This window comes from Erythrobacter sp. MTPC3, assembly GCF_042854385.1.
GTDB lineage: Bacteria > Pseudomonadota > Alphaproteobacteria > Sphingomonadales > Sphingomonadaceae > Erythrobacter.
In genome coordinates this window covers 181017-197441 of the sequence record NZ_BTGP01000010.1, presented here as the reverse complement: position 1 = coordinate 197441, position 16425 = coordinate 181017, and the positions used below count along the sequence as shown (strand labels likewise).

Below are 16425 nucleotides of genomic sequence, written 5' to 3'. Positions count from 1 at the left end.
GGGCCCGCCAACTGTTTGATCTTATCGGCCCAGTTTTCGCGCTCCCTGGCTACAGCAGTGGAAACGAGGAAATCCGGTTCGGCATCAAGATCGGCGTTGGCTAACGACACTCGCGCGGCCCATGCCTGGACAGCCTCAATGCCCTCCCAATCGGTCCGCTCGCCACGCCAGTTTTCGCCAAGCGTAGTCCGACAAAATTCCTCCTCTTGGCCCCATTCGTTGCGCAGGCGGGAGACTTGCAACAGGCTATCCACCAGCTCCACACGCTCATCGGCGGATTTCGGCAACTGATCAGTTAGCAAACCCGCAAGTTCACGCGACGCATTGCGGTAGGCACTGCCCCAGCGAGCGAAGAATGATCTTGTCCCTGCGATAAGCGGTGCACGAAGGTGCGCCAAATCAACCGTGAAGGCGTGATCGATAAAGTAAGCACTGGCCGCATCGCGTTCTTCGCGCCACCGGCGCCCAGATGCGAGGGCTTGAGACAGGCGGTCCATATCGCGGCATTGCAGGAGCTCTTTGGCAAGATTGCCTTCGCCCTCGTTCAAACCGGAAAGCGCACGCAGGAGTTCTTCGACCGGCGCGACCAAGTCGAACCAGCCGCCTTCAGCCAACCCGAGAGAATCCAGAGCGACATTGAGGGCGTTATCAAGGGCCGTTACCGCTTCCCGCGCCTCATCCAGCATCGGCCGCAATCTTGCCTGATCGACCGGCTGAAGCTGCGTCACGGTTACTGACCGGAACGGATGTTTGGCTGGATCGCCAGCCTCCTTCAGTGCGCCACCATAAAGCTTGAGTGCATCCACCGCTTTGCTTTCGGTAGCGCGATCCATTTCAGCCAGGCCGTCTGCAGCGAAAGTTGGCGGAGGCGCTTTCAAGCCCATGAAGCGCGCTTGGCGGCCCAGCATCCCGAACGCCGTTTCGCCTGTATCGCCGATCGGCGAATGGAGAGCCTGGGCGATGGCGTTGAGCTTGTCTCGGCTATGCTGCAGCGCTTCTGGCCTTGCGGGAATTGCAGGCACGGCGGCACCTGCGTTGAGGGTTCGCTTCAGCTCCTCAAGCACCTGGCGTTTGTTCGCGCTACGGGAATGCAATTCAAGACAGATGTCTGCCAAGCCGACTTTCACTAACCGATCGTGCACGACCTCCAGTGCGGCCATCTTCTCGGCCACGAACAAGACGGTTTTGCCCTCCTGCGCGGCAGCTGCGATGATGTTGGCGATGGTCTGGCTCTTGCCCGTGCCCGGTGGCCCCTGCACGACAAGGTTACGGCCAGACCGGGCCTCTTCGATTACCCGAGCCTGGCTCGCATCAGCGTCGACAACGTGAAAGATCTTTTCAGGCGGCAGAACATCATCAAGCTTGTCCTCTTCGCCAAAAATTGCGTCGTCGCCTCCCTCGAAACCCTCATAAAGAAGGCCTTTGACGAGCTTGTGGCATTCCAGCGCGCTGTCTGGCCATACATCGATATCGAGGTCACGATACATGAGCAGTTTCGAGAACGAGAAGAAGCCCAATTGAATGGCATCACGGTCGATCTCCCAGCGATCACGTTCATCGACAATCTCCTCGACCTGATCGAAGTATTGCGATGGCTGCCAGTCCTCGCCGACTTCAAGTTCGGGAAGAACCAACCCGAAATCGTCCTGCCACCGCTGCTGAAGCGGAAGGTTCGTAATGAGATCCTCACCGCGCATGCGAATGTCATAGGTTGAGGTGCGCTGGTTGCGGACAAGCTCCACCGGTAGCAGGACAAGGGGCGCCTCTCGACGAATGTCGGATTTCTCATCTTCAAACCAGGTGACGAAGCCGAGGGCCAGGTAGAGGATGTTTACCCCTTGCTCCTCCTCGGCAGTGCGCGCATCTCGCGCGATCTTCAGGAGCTTTTTCGCAAGCGCATCTGGCCCTAGCGGGCTTTCAAGAAGGTTGTCGGTGTAGCGGTCCTCGTCGAAGGTTTCGTCATCGCCTGTATCATCCGCGAGCAGAATTTCACCCTGCTCGTGTTTGTCTTTGCCAAGGGGGCGAAAGCGCATTGTCTTGCCGCTCGCAAGGATGGCGTAAACGTCATCCGAGCGTTCATTGATGATGTTCACGACCGCGCCGCGGGTGTTGGCTCTGTTGACGTGCACCAGCCGGTTGCGGGTCCCAGTCTCCACGAGGCGACGTCGCGTTTCGTCAAAAAGCTTACGCACCTGCGGACTGGCTTCGATGTTCAATCTGATTCTCCCCAACCTGTGTCGCCAAACTATTGACTTATCGCATCATAAAGCAAGCAGGGTCGGTCATGGCGGTGAGCAAAATCTACGCGCTTGATGCGGGGACGAGTATTTCGACGTCCAAGAAGCTTTCAGGCGGAACAACACCGAAATATAGCCACCACGTTTTCGCCTTCTTCGAATTGGCGCCGGCAGCTCTCTCAAGGCGATCTGGATAGCCAGGATCGCAATTCTTTCGAGACCACGACCTCCAGCGCTTCAGTTTTGGGTCGGAAGACGGGAGCTTCAGCGTTATGCGCGCCTCTCGCTTATTGGCAAAAACGGTCCCCGCCGGGACGTGTATTCCCTTCGTGCGCCAGAGTGAGGACTGCTCCTCGGTGACTACCTTGCCACCAGCATCCAATCCATGTCCGCTAGGGTCCTTGTCTGTGGTGAGATTGATCGCGTTTACCACACGGGTATCGCTCAAGGGCGCCTCACCCCTGGTGAGACCCTCACGCTGTATCGACTCGATCGCATCCCGGGTCGTGTAGTGATAGAAAATCATGCGGCCTCCATACGGGCGGCGCGAGGACGCACCGCCCCTTGTGATTCAATTTCAGTTTCGAGCTAGGCGGCTTTGCGCGCTGCACGCGGCCTTCGCAGGCGGTCCGGCAGCAGTGTCGTATCGAATGGCTTGAGGGGCTTCGTCACCACCGGGATCGCATCTACGGCTTCCTTCAGCAGCGGAATGTGATCCTTCGAATAGCGCCCCTGCGTTTCCCCTTCGAGCGCGTGACCTGCAAAGTCTGCAGCGACCGCCTCTGAGATTTTCGCACCCTTCAGGGAGTTGATCGCCGTATGGCGAAATGCATGGATGCCCTGACCGCCAGATACGAAAGGCAATGCCTTGGCTATCTTGGTCCAGATGCGCTTGTAGTAAGCGTCGCCCATGGTGCCCTTTCCGCTCTCCGCAGCCAGCTCGGGAAACAGCAGCGTTTCACCAGCATCGCGCAAAGCAGCAACATAGGCTGGCAGACCGAGCCGTATCAGTTCGTCGGCGACTGGCAACTTTCGTTCGGAGCTGATGGTCTTGATCCTGCGCGTTTCGTTGTCGCGGATGAGGAAGAGCCAGACGCCGTGCTCTTCGACGACGTCGCCAACTTCCATTCCGCAGATTTCGTCGCGGCGCATGCCGGAATACCAGGCGATCAGCGGCACCCAATACCAGGCATCGTGCACGAGCAGATCGCCGGGCTCCATGCGCTTCAAATGCGACTTAGCACCGGTCCAAGGGGGCAGATTGAAGAGTTCTTCACCCTGCGCGGTGGTATATGCTGAGCGCAGGCTGCGCTGATTGCGACCATCTTTCACGATGAATGCTCCATAATCGAGTTTGGCCAAGGGATGATAATCGCGGAACCAGTCTGTCAGTTGCCGCAAAAATCCCCAGTGGCGGTTGGTGGTGATGGCGTTGAGGCCGAGGTCATCCTTGGTGAGGTATTGAGCCGCCTCTCCAGCGTCGGTTTTGCTTGATTTACGCTCAGCATCGCGGTTCGCCGCTACTTTGTCCTTGGCGAGCTTGTCCGCGTATTCAGCCACGATCTCCTGGATCGTCATCTCGCGTTGCCGCTTCGATTTCCGGAACGTGGGCCCATGCAATTTCTGGAAGCAGCGATTCAGCTCTACCAAGTCTTTCTGGGTAACTTGCGCCAGTGGTCTGCTGCCCATTACCTCTTGCAGAAACTGGGCCGGCAGGCGAAATTGCTCGCGAGTTTTCGCGGTCCACGGCTTCTCACCGCTTCGGCTCTCGGTCCCATCCGCACCGCCTGTGCGCGGATTTTGCGCGAAGAATTCCTCGACCGCCTCGGTAGGCGTCATGGTCGCCCAGGGACCAGCGACGGCTGGCTGTGCGGGAGCAGGTGCAACGGGCGCCATTGGCACCGCCGGGTATTGCGGAGCGGGCTCGTATTCGGCGATGGGCACCGGGGCATACGCCGCACCCGGGTTTGCCAGCAGCTCCCGGAACTCGCGAATCGCTACAATGCGCGCTTCGTTGACGACCTTGCGCGCCATGGCCTCGCGCAGCGCCGATTGCTCCAGGCCAATTTCGGCCAGCCTCGCCACCGCGGCATCTTCGGCGCCCTCGTGTTCGATCGAGGCTGCCAAGTCGGACCAGGCTACGATAACGATGGGCTCATCGTCATTGTCGGGATCGATCCGGGCAACGAGGAAGTCCTCGACCTTGCCCTGCATCGCGCCGTCTTGTGCGGCCATTTCGCTGGCACCGAGGCGCAGTGTCAGCGCTTTGCCTATGTCCTCATGGTCATCGGGTGGAAGAATATGGAGGCTGGCATGCATCGCCTCGAGACGGTCGCGTTCGACCAGTATCTGGCGCCGGTAGATTTCGGCCCGCTGCGCACCGGTCAGTCCGTCGCGCGCCATTTTGCTCATCATGTTCATCGCGACCCTCTCGCAAATCAAGGTCAGCGCGGGCGCGAGCAAGGCAGCGCGCCTGCGGCTGGTTGTCTTGAGCGAGAGGCGTAGCCGAAAAGGCTTATCAGCTCCTAAACGTATGAGTTTACGGTAATAATACGTGCCCTGCTTGCGGGTGACGTTCTGAATGCCACACATTTGTCGTGGTCCCCTTCCGTGGCACCCTGCCGTGGTAAGCCGCGGCCGGGCTGGAATGGGAAACGTGGATTTTCAGACACTTGGGCGATTTCCGTCTGGGGTTCCTGCCACCCCAGCCAGATATTTTCGGACAAGCTGTCACAGGATCGAACCTGCTCGCGCAGCGACATGCAGGTTCGGTGGCAAAGCCGTCCGTCGGACAATCCTGCCACCCCAGCCAGATATTTTCGGACAACTCAACTACCCGATGACGGCTTGCCCGATGCCTGGAGGCATTGGCCCGTAACCCATTCGCTCGACGGCGCGACAAGATACAGCACCATGGCGGCAATATCGCGCGGAGTGCCCAAGCGGCCTGCGGGCAGCGCCAGCTGTTCGAGCAGCGGGCCGAAATCTTCGTCCTTCATATTCAGCGCCTTTTTCACCGTGTCGGTTGGCACAAAGCCCGGCAGGATCGAATTGACCCGCGTTTTCGGCCCCAGTTCCATCGACAAAGTGCGCGTGAGCATGTTCACACCGGCCTTCGCCGCGCTGTAATGCGCGCTTCCGGGAAAGGGCTCCACGCCTGCGAGCGAGGAGATGTTTACGATGGCGCTGCCCTCCCCCAGATGCGGGACAGCGGCCTGCACGCTATAAAATACGGACGACAGATTAACGGCCAGCGTCTGGTCCCATTCTGCCGGGTCCAGTTCAGCGAGCGGCGCCGATACCAGCGATCCGCCGGCATTGTTGACCCAGATATCAAGCCTGCCGAATTCATCGACCGCGCGCGCGGCGAGCGCGTTCATATCCTCCGCTTTGGACACGTCAGTTGTCTGCGTGATGGCCCGTCCGCCGTGATTGCTGGCGTTGATCAATTCGGCCGTGTGCTCAATCTGATCGGCGGAGCGCGCTGCGCACACTACGTTGGCTCCCGCTTCGGCCAGCAAGACGGCGATCCCTTCACCAATCCCGCGCCCTGCGCCGGTAACAACAGCGGTTTTTCCCGACAGATCGAACAGGTTCTGCATCACTCATCTCCCAAATTTGAGAGGAGCGGGATAAGGTCGCCCGGCGCCGCGGGTCCACTAGCTGTTATGTGGGAGAGAGCACTTTTTCAGCGAGGCTGACACCGGATAACCAGGCCCCCTCGACGCGCGGAGAATGCAGGTAATCGCCTGCAATGCCGATCTGTTTCGCCGAATCGTACCGCGCCGGTTCGCCCTCTACCGCCTCGGCCATGGAATATAGCCAGCGATGCGCGGCCAGATGGATCGGCTCGATCGGATCGGTGCCGGTTTGCTCGAAAAAGTCTGCCAGCAGCACGCTGGCCGCCTCTTCCTTTGGCAGATCGATCAATTCGCGGCTGCGCTGCGCACTGGCGTGGATGACCCAGCATTCCTCGCCCGCGCGGGAAGGTTTCGCCGAATTGCGCGCCGCCCAGGAAATCGGTGCGTCCTTGCTTCGCACAGTGTCAGAATCGATGCCGATGGTGTCCGCGAAACCGGCCATCACTGCCCAGCACGGGGCAGAGGTGACTTTCGCCGCGACGCTGGCGAATTCCGGCGCGACAGGTTCAAGCAGCACGGCCGCCTGCTCTGCCGGGATGGCGACGAGGACAGTTTTCGCCTCGAACTGTTCGTCACCGGCGTGAACAATCCAGCCTGCATCCGTGCGCTCAATGCGTTCGGCGCGGATGGCCCAGTGGACATTTCGGCTGTGCGCCATACCGCGAATGGGGCCGTTCATGCCGGGGATGCCGACATAGGCATCCGGCCCGGCGGCGGGCCATGGCGCGGCGACACCCATTGATTCCCACTCTTTCACCGCAGCCATGAAACCGGGATCTCGGGCCGTAAAGTATTGTGCGCCGTGATCGAACGAAACGGTCTCGCCGTCGATTTCGGTGCGGCGGGTGGACATGCGCCCGCCCGGCCCGCGCCCTTTATCCAGTATCGCGATAGGTCGGCCCGCCTCCGCAAGACGAGTCGCGCAGGCAAGTCCGGCCATACCTGCACCGATGATGCAAATGTGCGTCTGATGTAATCCCATATGCGCCCAACGCGCGGAATAGCGTGAAGTTTCAGGTTTCCCGCGAAGCGTTTTTACGGCGCGCTGCGCGGCGGCTTTACCTCGGCTAGCATCACCGAAAAACGGCCCTCTGTATCAAGCCAGCGGGCCTGCGGTTCCCATCCCGCCGCCAGCAGCAGCATGTTGGATGTGCGGCGATTAAATTTGTGACTGTTTTCGGTGTGGATCGTCTCGCCCGCGTTCATCGAAAACGCCTTGTCGCATACCGAAAAATTGAAATCGCGCTGCGCGACAAGGTGCATTTCCACCCGCGCAAATTCATCGTTCCAGCGGGCCTCGTGGACCAGCGCATCCAGCAGGATATTCCCGTCAAGTTCGCGGTTGATACGGCGGACAAGGTTGTAATTGAACTCTGCCGTCACGCCTGCCGCATCATCATAGGCGGCGACCAGAACATCCTCATCCTTGATAAGGTCCATCCCGATCAGCAGCCGCGCGCCAAGGCCCAGCGTCTCTCGCATATTGCGCAGCAGGTCGACCGCGGTGCGGGCGATCATATTGCCGATGGTCGAACCGGGGAAAAACCCCAGCTTGGGCATGTCTGCGACTTCGCCCGGCAGCTCGACCTTGCGCATGAAATCCGCCTCTACCGGATGGACAGGCAGGCCGGGAAATTTTGCCGAAAGCTCTGCTGCCGATGCCCGCAGGAAATCGCCCGAGATATCCAGCGGGACATAGGCGGCAGGATCGATGGCCGACAAAAGCAGCGGAGTTTTGACAGAACTGCCCGAGCCAAATTCAACCACGGCGCGTCCCGGTCCGATCATCTCGGCAAAATCATCGGCCTGATCGCTAAGGATCTGCGTTTCGGCGCGGGTCGGGTAATATTCGGGCAGCTGGGTGATATCCTCAAACAGCTGTGATCCCGCATCGTCATACAGCCAGCGCGCAGGGATCGCTTTTTGTTCGTGCGACAATCCTTCGAGAACGTCCGCCCTGAATGCAGTATCAACGCCTGTCTCATCGCGTTCGACCAGCTTCAGCCCTTCTTGGGTCGTCATTATCCTAAAGGTCCTTTGCGAGCCGCAGGCCGGTGAATTGCCAGCGTTGATGGGGATAGAAGAAATTGCGGTAGGAGGCGCGCGAATGACCGCGAACGGTCGCGCAGCTGGCGCCTTTCAGCACGAACTGACCGCTCATGAATTTGCCATTGTATTCGCCCACCGCGCCCGCCGCCGGTTGAAAGCGCGGGTATGGCAGATAGGCTGAGCGCGTGAACTGCCAGCAATCGCCAAACAGCGATTCTCCCCCGCATGGCGAAGGCGGTTGTGCGCTGCTTAACTGATTTCCGGCAAGCGGATCATGCGCAGGCATTTCGCCTTCTTGTCCGCGTGCAACTGCCTCCCACTCGAATTCCGTGGGAAGCCGCGCGCCTGCCCATGTCGCAAAAGCATCCGCCTCGTAATACGAGATGTGCGTGACCGGCGCGTCCGGGTCGCGGGGATGCCAGCCCTGATGGGAAAACGCCTCATCCCCGCGCCAATACAGCGGCGCATCGACACGGTTCGATTTCACCCATGCCCAGCCATCCGACAGCCACAGCGCGGCGGTTTGGTATCCGCCATCGGCGATAAATTCATCCCAATGCCGGTTCGTCACCAGACGCCGTGCGATTGCAAAGGGTTCGAGCAGGACGCGGTGCCGCGACCCTTCATTATCGAACGAAAAACCGAGATCATCCGCCCCGACCAGCGCCACGCCGCCGGGATGCGAGTGCCACGCATCCTCCTGACTGCCAGACGACATCGCAGGCTCTGGCGCGCCGCCAAACATCGCCGGACCGGTCGGGTTCTGGAACAGCGCATGTTTGATATCGGTCATCAGCAATTCGATGTGCTGCTGTTCATGCGCCACGCCCAAAGCGATCAGATCGGCAAGATCAGAACGGGAGAGCAACGGCTCCATCGCTGCATCGACAGCCGCGCGCCATTCGAGAATTTGCTCTAGAGTGGGGCGCGATAACATCCCGCGTGAGAAACGGCCAATCCGTTCGCCCTCAGCCTCGTAATACGAATTGAAAAGGAACGGGTATTGCTCATTGAACAGGCTGTATCCAGGCGCATGATCGCGCAGCAGGAACGTTTCCCAGAACCATGTCGTGTGCGCCAGATGCCATTTTGACGGGGAGGCATCCTCCATCGACTGGATCGTCGCATCGGCATCGCTTAGCGGCTCGACCAGCGCCTCTGATAGCGCGCGCGTTCGTTTGAAATCAGCGGGCAGCGTCTCGCCATCCGGGTTATCTGCGCGCTCGTGCCGCTCAATCTGAGGCACTGCCTTCTCCGTCTCCATCGACGTGATTAACGCCATCTGATGAGCTTCCATGGCGCAAAGATAAGACAATTGAAAGGCTTGGGGAGAGGTTATCGCCGATCCGGCCAGTCACGCCAGCGTGTGAAGCGCGCCGGGCAGCCGGTTCAGGCAGCCAGACTCACCCGGTTGCGGCCCGAATTTTTCGCTTCGTATAAAGCGCTGTCTGCGCGGGCGAACAGCGATAACGAGGTATCTCCCGCCATCAAAGATGCAATACCTGCGCTAATAGTGACAGCAGGCACTTTATCCGTCCCGCTTTCATTCGCGACGCATTTGCGTAGGCGTTCGGACATCGCGCGCACGGCGGTTTCGTTTGCGGCGGGCACGATCCAGACGAACTCTTCGCCTCCGACACGGGCGATCACATCACCATCGCGGGCCTGATATTGCGCCAACCGGGCTATTTCCTTGAGCATGCGGTCGCCTTCGAGATGGCCGTATGTGTCGTTCACCGATTTGAAGTGATCGATATCGAAGACGATCAGCGCCAGATCCTGTTTGCTGCGCCGTGCACCAACAATCAGGTTATCGAGCTGCCGCATCATGCGCCGCCGGTTAGCCAGCCCAGTTAGCGGGTCTGTATCGGCAAGCTGCCTCGCCGCGGTGGCCTCGCGAACAGCAGCGGCGCGCGAAAACTCCAGCTCACGCACATGCTCGATCTGTTCGGTTACATCGCTGACGACGGCGACTACCCTTGCCGGTTTACCATGCCGGTCGCGCAGATTGCAGGCCTCCACGCAAAGCGAGCGGGGGCAGCCATCAAACCCGTAAATGTCAAAGCGCAGCGCATACGGTTCCTGCTCTGCGAGCCGTTCGTTTACCGCGCCGGTCAGGTCAACATTGTTTGCAAACAGCAGCGTTTCGACATCTCCGTCGACAAACGGCGCAGTTCCGGCAACGCCAAACAGACGGCGCAGGCCGTTCGACCATTGCTGCGTGCCGGTCGCCGGATCATACTGCCAGATGCCAAGCCCGGAGATTTCCTCGGCCAGTGACACCGTGCGCATCAATTGTTCGAGGCGCAGCGCACGGGTGCGGGCCAGCCCTGCGATAAACTGGGCCTCACGCCGCGAAAGATAGACTGCGACCATGCTGGCGATCATCAGCAACAACAGCATCGCGCATGTCAGCAGCAGGATATCGGGGCCGAATGTATGGACGACCTCGTAACCGACGGCCGTCCCGCCGGGGTCGAAGGGAGCCGGGGAAAGCACGGGCGCGTTTGCGTTAGTATGGAATAGGCCGCCAAACATGGTGGCCACGCTTTAAGTTGACGGGCATTAACCAAGCGCACCGCGAGCATGGGTTAAAACACCTATAGGTGCCTGAATTACCGCCAGTTTCTGGCGGTCAGGCCGCGTTCGCCTGCTCCTGATTTATCTCCGAATTCAGCGTTTCGGCAATGAGGAACGCCAGCTCCAGTGATTGTTCTGCATTGAGGCGCGGATCGCAATGCGTGTGATACCGGTCGCCCAGACGCTCTTCGGTGATCGCGACCGCGCCGCCGACGCATTCGGTCACGTCCTGTCCGGTCATCTCGATATGGATGCCGCCGGGATGCGTGCCTTCTGCGCGGTGGACAGCGAAAAATCCCTTCACCTCTGTCAGAATGCGGTCAAACGGGCGTGTTTTGAAGCCCGTGTCCGATTTGACCACATTGCCGTGCATCGGATCACAGCTCCACACGACCTGATGCCCTTCGCGTTCAACGGCGCGGACCAGTTTGGGCAGGCCGTCTTCAACCTTTTCATGGCCGAACCGGCTGATCAGGGTCATTCGCCCTGCTTCCCGTTTCGGGTTGAGCTGATCAAGCAGCCGGATAAGATCGTCCGGCTGCAGCGACGGGCCGCATTTCATGCCGAGCGGATTGCCGATACCCCTCGCCCATTCGATATGCGCGCTGCCGGGGAAGCGTGTGCGGTCCCCGATCCAGAGCATATGTGCGCTGGTCGCGTACCAATCGCCGGTCAGCGAATCCTGCCGTGTCAGCGCCTCTTCGTAAGGGAGCAGCAACCCTTCGTGGCTGGTGTAAAAGCTGGTGCCTTGCAGCTGCGGCACGGTTGCTGGATCGATCCCGCAGGCTTCCATGAAATCGAGGGATTCGCCGATGCGGTCTGCCATCTCGGAAAACTTGTCGGTCCACGGCGTGCGGCCCATGAAATCGAGCGTCCACTGGTGGACCTGTTGCAGGTTGGCATAGCCGCCGCCCGCAAACGCGCGTAGCAGGTTCAGCGTGGCTGCGGCCTGACTATAGGCGCGCACCATGCGATTGGGATCATTGCGGCGCTGCACAGGGTCGAAATCGATGCCGTTGATGTTGTCACCAAAATAGCTCGGCAGCGTCATGTCGCCGATCGTCTCTGTCGCGGCGGAGCGCGGTTTTGCAAACTGGCCAGCCATGCGGCCAACCTTCACCACCGGGCGCTTGCTCGCAAAGGTCAGGACGACTGCCATCTGCAACAATACACGGAACGTGTCGCGGATGTTGTTCGGATGGAATTCGGCGAAACTTTCCGCGCAATCGCCCCCTTGCAGAAGGAACGCTTTACCGTTGGCGACATCGGCAAGGTCGGCTTTAAGCGCGCGAGCTTCCCCGGCGAACACCAGCGGCGGATAGTTCGACAGCGTCGCCTCCGCCTCTGCGAGTTCGGCTGCATCTTCGTAGTGCGGCAAATGCCGCGCTTCGTGAGACTTCCAGCTATCCGGTTTCCAGTTTTGAGCCATTTCGTATTCTTCTGATCTGAATTGAGAGCGCGCCGCTATATTGGGCGCATACTATCTGTAAAGCGCGAAAGGTGTTTGCGACAACATTATTTCGCGCTCACACTGATCGCACCGGTCACTGTCAGCGTCCGACAACCTCGGGTTTGACCGCCGCCGGGGCGGAATATGTCACTGGCACTTCAGGCGCTTCTGCCAATTCCTGCCCTTCCGGGATGATCGCAATCTTCATTGGCGTGCGCTGCCCGAAATATCGGTCTGCCAGGAATTGCATGATCTGCGGACTGGTCTGGGAGAAATCTACCAGCAGCGTGCGGAGCATTTCAGCGCGCTTTGGATCGGTGGTCGCCCCTTCCAGATTATACAGCCAGAACTGGTTGCCAGTCGAGGCACGCCGGATCAGCTGGCCTAGCGGTTCGGTTACGCGTTCCAGTTCGTCCGCCGTGGGCGGGTTGGTCGCCAGATCCTTTGCGATACGGTCCGCCTCGGCAAAGAAGATCGGCACGAAGTCCGGTTCTAGCTGGGCGAGAGCGGTGATGCGCCCGCCGGTGGGAATATCGGTCGGCCATTTCGAAAACGCCTGCGGAGCATAGCTTGCCCCGGCACGCTCGCGCAGCGCATCCAGCAGCCGGTTGCTGAACAGCTGGGTGAGGATTTCAAGCTGCCGCGATTCGCGGATGCTGTCCATGCCGCCGCCGCTTGGCCAGGAAATCACCGCCGCTGCCTGATTGGCATCGCCGCGATGTTTCAGCACGGTCGCCGTGCCATCAACTTCCGGGAAAGACGGGACGCGCGCTGCGATCTCTGCCGGGATCGGCTGAGCCGGAGGAAGCGCGCCGAATGTCGTGCGCAGTTTTTCAACAATCTCTTCGCGGTCGAATTCGCCGAAGACCAGCACCTCTACCGGCCCCTGCCTCAACAAAGGCTCCCACGCGGCGCGGAAACCTTCGGGCGTAACGGTTTCGAGCATTTCCGGGCTTGGCGTGGCAAACCGGGGGTCTTTGTCGGTCGAGAGATATTCAAGGTCACGGTTCAGGATACCGCCCGGACTGGTGGCAAACGTGCTGTAAGCAAGCTTCCCAGCAGCCTTGGCGCGGATTACGGGATCAGGGTCCCAGCGAGGCATGCCCAGCTTTGCGGCAAACAAATACAACTGATCGGCGACATCCGATGACCGGGTCTGCGCGGTGAAAGTAAACACCGCGTCTTCAATCGCGAAGTCAAAGCCGAGCTTGCGCCCGGTGGCCAGCCGGTCAATCTCGTTCTGGCCCAGTTCGCCAAGGCCTGATCCCACCAGCGCCACTTCGCCCAGCGGCGCGTAGACGGCGGTGCTTTCATCGAAACCGCGATACCCAGCGCCGAAACGCACCCTGACGGTGACGCGTCCCGGCTCTGCATTGTTCGACCACAAAAGCGCCTTCACCCCGTTGGCAAAATCGACCTGCTCCACTTCGAGCACGCCGAGCGGTTTTTCCGCCACGATGGTCCCCGGCTCCCCGATTGGGGGCAATTCATCAAAGGAGATTGTTTGCGCAGCAAGCCGGGCGGACCCGTCCTCGTCAACTTCACTCGCGAGGGCGAGTTTCAGGTTTTCGGGATCAGCTTCTCCGATTGCAGGCGTCACATAGACGGACCGCACGACGTCGCCTTCAAACAGCTTTTGCGTGCGCTCCAGCACTTCTTCGGGGACCAAGCGGTCTTTCATCCCGCGAAACACATCGAGCACGGTCTGCGAAGAAGCGACCGTCTCTCGTATGTCGACCGCGTTGACTAAATTGTCGGCAAGACGGCTACCCGCCTCCACGCTCGCCTGTTCGACCTGATTTGCGAACACCACGTCGAATTCGGCGGCTTCACGGTCGATCTCCTCCTGCGTTGGCGGATTGTTGATCGCGTCCTGAATGACGCTGCGCACATCGGCAAGCGCAGCCTCCCAGTCATCGGTCAGCGGCGCAAAGGTAACGAATGTCGCATCGGTTGAGCGGGAAATGTCGTCCTGCTGGACCTGCGCATAAAGGTATGATCCACCTGCGCGGGCGCGCTGTTCCAGTCGGCGGTTGATCAGCGCCTGCGCCACCGCATCCAGCAGCAACCCTTCGTTGTAAACGATAGTATCATCGACTTTGCGCCACGGACGCATCACCGCATATGTCAGGCTGCGCGGAAGATCGGGTTCGACGCCGACAGCAAGCTCGCCAATCGGCCAGCCGCTGCCCGCCGCTGTTACGGTTCCTTCGGGGGCGACAGGATCGCCAAAATCGGGTGCAACGGCCGCTTCGCCAGTGCCCTCCCAATCGCCAAACCATTGTTCGACAAGTCCTGCGAGAACGCGCGGATCGGCATCGCCTGCGACCACGATCACGGTGTTTTCAGGGCGATACCAGCGGTCGTAAAATTCCTGAACCTTTGGACCGTCCGCGCCCTGCAAGGTTTCCACCGTCCCGATTGGGTTGCGGATCGAAAGGCGCTGCCCGGCAAAAAATGTGCGCCGTGTAAGATCGGCCACCCGTTCCGAAGCGCCGCCGCGTTCGCGTTTCTCGGCAAGCACAATCGGACGTTCCGCCGCAACGTTTTCATCACTGAGAACGGGTTCGCGGATCATACCCGACAGCAGACGGAAACTTTCGGACAGTTTCGCCTGATTGATATCGGGAATGTCGAGTTTGTACGCGGTATGCGTCGGGCTGGTTTCCGCGTTGGCATCGCTGCCAAACGTCGCACCCAGCCGCTGCCATGCGCCGATCGCTTCGGCTTGACCCAGATATTTGCTTTCGCGGAACAACAGGTGTTCCAGGAGGTGGGCGTACCCCTGTTCCCAATCGCGTTCGTGCATCGAGCCTGCATCCACCCGCACGCGGATCGACATCTGTTTCGGCGGAACCCCGTTGCGGCGCACGGCATAGCGCAGGCCATTGTCCATCTTGCCGAACAGCCATTGTTCATCAACCGGGACATCGCTGCCTTCGTAAAGCCACGGAATTTCATCCCCGGTCTGAAGCGCGCGCGGTTCAGGTATGGACGGAACAGCAGCTGCGTCGGCTACGGCCACATCCTGAGCGGCGGCGGGAGACAGGAGAGCGAATGGCGCAGCGACAAGCGTTACGGTGGCTGCGACCCGGAAAAATACGTTCATGGCCGTACTATAGGAGCGCAAGCCATGAAGGGATAGTGAATGTATGGTGACAAATCGCATAGCAAAGCTTGCTTGTCGCAAGGTCCCGCGTGCCCTATTTAGAACTCATGTTTATTGAAACCGAAACCACACCCAACCCGTCGAGCCTGAAATTCATGCCCGGCCAGACCGTCATGCCCAGCGGCACGCGCGAATTCGCCTCGCCCGAAGCGGCAGAGGCCAGCCCGCTGGCACAGGCGATTTTCGACACGGGCGAGGTTGTGAACGTCTTTTTCGGCTGGGACTTTGTGACGGTCACAGCCGCCCCCGGTTCGCAGTGGTCGGCGCTTAAACCGCAGGTCGTCTCGATCCTGCTCGACCATTTTGTTTCGGAGGCACCGCTGTTTTCAGGCGGCAGCGCGGATGGGATCAACGTTCCGTCGGAAACCGACACGCTCGTGGTCGAGGACCGCGAGGAAGACGCAGAGACCGTCGCGGCGATCAACGAATTGCTTGAAACCCGCGTCCGCCCTGCGGTTGCCGGGGATGGCGGCGATATCGCCTATCGCGGCTTTTCCGACGGCGTCGTTTACCTCACCCTGCAAGGGGCGTGTGCCGGCTGTCCGTCCAGCACTGCAACCCTGAAACAGGGGATCGAAAGCCTGCTGAAACATTATGTGCCCGAAGTCGTTGAAGTGAGAGCAGCTTAGCTCCCTCACCGAACTCAAGGACTTTCATGACAAAGCAATATCACGACCACACCCTGTCCGACGAAGCACTCGGCCAGCTTTTCAATGATGCCCGCACCTATAATGGCTGGCTGGATAAAGATGTGTCGGACGAACAGCTCCATGCCATCTGGGACCTTCTCAAAATGGCCCCGACATCTGCCAACATGCAGCCTGCGCGCATCGTCTGGGTGAAGTCCGAAGAAGAAAAAGCCAAACTCTCCGAGTGCGCTTCCGAAGGCAATCAGGACAAGATCAAGGCAGCACCTGTCACTGCCGTTATCGGTTATGACATCGATTTCCACGAAGAGCTGCCGTGGCTCTTCCCCCACACCGATGCCAAAAGCTGGTTCGAAGGTGACGAAGAAGGCCGCAAGGAAGGGGCATTCCGCAATTCCGCATTGCAGGGCGCCTACCTCATCCTCGCCGCGCGCGCAGTCGGTCTCGATTGCGGCCCTATGTCGGGCTTTGACGCGGACAAGGTCAACTCTACATTCTTTGGCGACAATCCGCGCCACCGCGTCAACTTTATCTGCTCGGTGGGATACGGCGACCCTGAAACGATATTCGACCGCAGCCCGCGGCCGGAATTTGGCAAATTCAACTCCATCGTTTGATTTGCCGTTCGATCTGAATCTCTGACTTGCAGGGC

General features: G+C 59.8%; 11 protein-coding genes. 2 read left to right on the top strand and 9 right to left on the bottom strand.

What is annotated here, in order from left to right:
• From ACGHU1_RS14335 to ACGHU1_RS14295, 9 genes are all read right to left on the bottom strand, one after another.
• Positions 1 to 2216: DUF4011 domain-containing protein (locus ACGHU1_RS14335; protein WP_390588030.1), on the bottom strand; the 2216-nt coding region annotated here is incomplete at its 3' end.
• 609 nt (positions 2217 to 2825) lie between these two features.
• A complete protein-coding gene (locus ACGHU1_RS14330) occupies positions 2826 to 4658 on the bottom strand; it encodes a site-specific integrase (RefSeq protein WP_390588028.1) in 1833 nt (610 codons plus the stop codon).
• A gap of 407 nt (positions 4659 to 5065) precedes the next feature.
• Positions 5066 to 5839 carry an SDR family NAD(P)-dependent oxidoreductase gene (locus ACGHU1_RS14325; RefSeq protein WP_390588027.1) on the bottom strand — a complete coding sequence of 258 codons (774 nt, stop codon included), beginning with the start codon at positions 5837 to 5839 and terminating at the stop codon, positions 5066 to 5068.
• Between the two features lie 64 nt (positions 5840 to 5903).
• Positions 5904 to 6860 (bottom strand): NAD(P)/FAD-dependent oxidoreductase, encoded by a 957-nt coding sequence (locus ACGHU1_RS14320; RefSeq protein ID WP_390588026.1) that lies wholly within the window; start codon positions 6858 to 6860, stop codon positions 5904 to 5906.
• A gap of 53 nt (positions 6861 to 6913) precedes the next feature.
• On the bottom strand, positions 6914 to 7900 hold the full coding sequence (gene egtD, locus ACGHU1_RS14315; RefSeq protein ID WP_390588025.1) for an L-histidine N(alpha)-methyltransferase: 987 nt from the start codon (positions 7898 to 7900) through the stop codon (positions 6914 to 6916).
• A 4-nt stretch (positions 7901 to 7904) separates the two neighbouring features.
• Positions 7905 to 9209: an ergothioneine biosynthesis protein EgtB gene (egtB, locus tag ACGHU1_RS14310; RefSeq protein WP_390588024.1), complete on the bottom strand. Its 1305-nt coding sequence runs from the start codon at positions 9207 to 9209 to the stop codon at positions 7905 to 7907.
• A 107-nt stretch (positions 9210 to 9316) separates the two neighbouring features.
• Positions 9317 to 10465, bottom strand: a complete 1149-nt coding sequence (locus tag ACGHU1_RS14305; RefSeq protein ID WP_390588023.1) for a diguanylate cyclase — start codon at positions 10463 to 10465, stop codon at positions 9317 to 9319.
• A gap of 97 nt (positions 10466 to 10562) precedes the next feature.
• Positions 10563 to 11936, bottom strand: coding sequence for a class II 3-deoxy-7-phosphoheptulonate synthase (locus ACGHU1_RS14300; protein ID WP_390588021.1), 1374 nt, complete (start codon positions 11934 to 11936; stop codon positions 10563 to 10565).
• A 121-nt stretch (positions 11937 to 12057) separates the two neighbouring features.
• Positions 12058 to 15066: a M16 family metallopeptidase gene (locus ACGHU1_RS14295; RefSeq protein ID WP_390588019.1), complete on the bottom strand. Its 3009-nt coding sequence runs from the start codon at positions 15064 to 15066 to the stop codon at positions 12058 to 12060.
• A 107-nt stretch (positions 15067 to 15173) separates the two neighbouring features.
• Between ACGHU1_RS14295 and ACGHU1_RS14290 the strand changes: the two genes are divergently transcribed.
• Positions 15174 to 15755, top strand: coding sequence for a NifU family protein (locus ACGHU1_RS14290; protein WP_390588017.1), 582 nt, complete (start codon positions 15174 to 15176; stop codon positions 15753 to 15755).
• A gap of 26 nt (positions 15756 to 15781) precedes the next feature.
• Positions 15782 to 16390 (top strand): malonic semialdehyde reductase, encoded by a 609-nt coding sequence (locus tag ACGHU1_RS14285; protein WP_390588015.1) that lies wholly within the window; start codon positions 15782 to 15784, stop codon positions 16388 to 16390.
• Positions 16391 to 16425 lie beyond the last annotated feature (35 nt).

Bases quoted from the DNA above. Each gene is read 5' to 3' on its own strand.
- ACGHU1_RS14330 (WP_390588028.1), bottom strand. From the start codon at position 4,658: ATGAACATGATGAGCAAAATGGCGCGCGACGGACTGACCGGTGCGCAG.
- ACGHU1_RS14325 (WP_390588027.1), bottom strand. From the start codon at position 5,839: ATGCAGAACCTGTTCGATCTGTCGGGAAAAACCGCTGTTGTTACCGGC.
- ACGHU1_RS14320 (WP_390588026.1), bottom strand. From the start codon at position 6,860: ATGGGATTACATCAGACGCACATTTGCATCATCGGTGCAGGTATGGCC.
- egtD (WP_390588025.1), bottom strand. From the start codon at position 7,900: ATGACGACCCAAGAAGGGCTGAAGCTGGTCGAACGCGATGAGACAGGC.
- egtB (WP_390588024.1), bottom strand. From the start codon at position 9,209: ATGGCGTTAATCACGTCGATGGAGACGGAGAAGGCAGTGCCTCAGATT.
- ACGHU1_RS14305 (WP_390588023.1), bottom strand. From the start codon at position 10,465: ATGTTTGGCGGCCTATTCCATACTAACGCAAACGCGCCCGTGCTTTCC.
- ACGHU1_RS14300 (WP_390588021.1), bottom strand. From the start codon at position 11,936: ATGGCTCAAAACTGGAAACCGGATAGCTGGAAGTCTCACGAAGCGCGG.
- ACGHU1_RS14295 (WP_390588019.1), bottom strand. From the start codon at position 15,066: ATGAACGTATTTTTCCGGGTCGCAGCCACCGTAACGCTTGTCGCTGCG.
- ACGHU1_RS14290 (WP_390588017.1), top strand. From the start codon at position 15,174: ATGTTTATTGAAACCGAAACCACACCCAACCCGTCGAGCCTGAAATTC.
- ACGHU1_RS14285 (WP_390588015.1), top strand. From the start codon at position 15,782: ATGACAAAGCAATATCACGACCACACCCTGTCCGACGAAGCACTCGGC.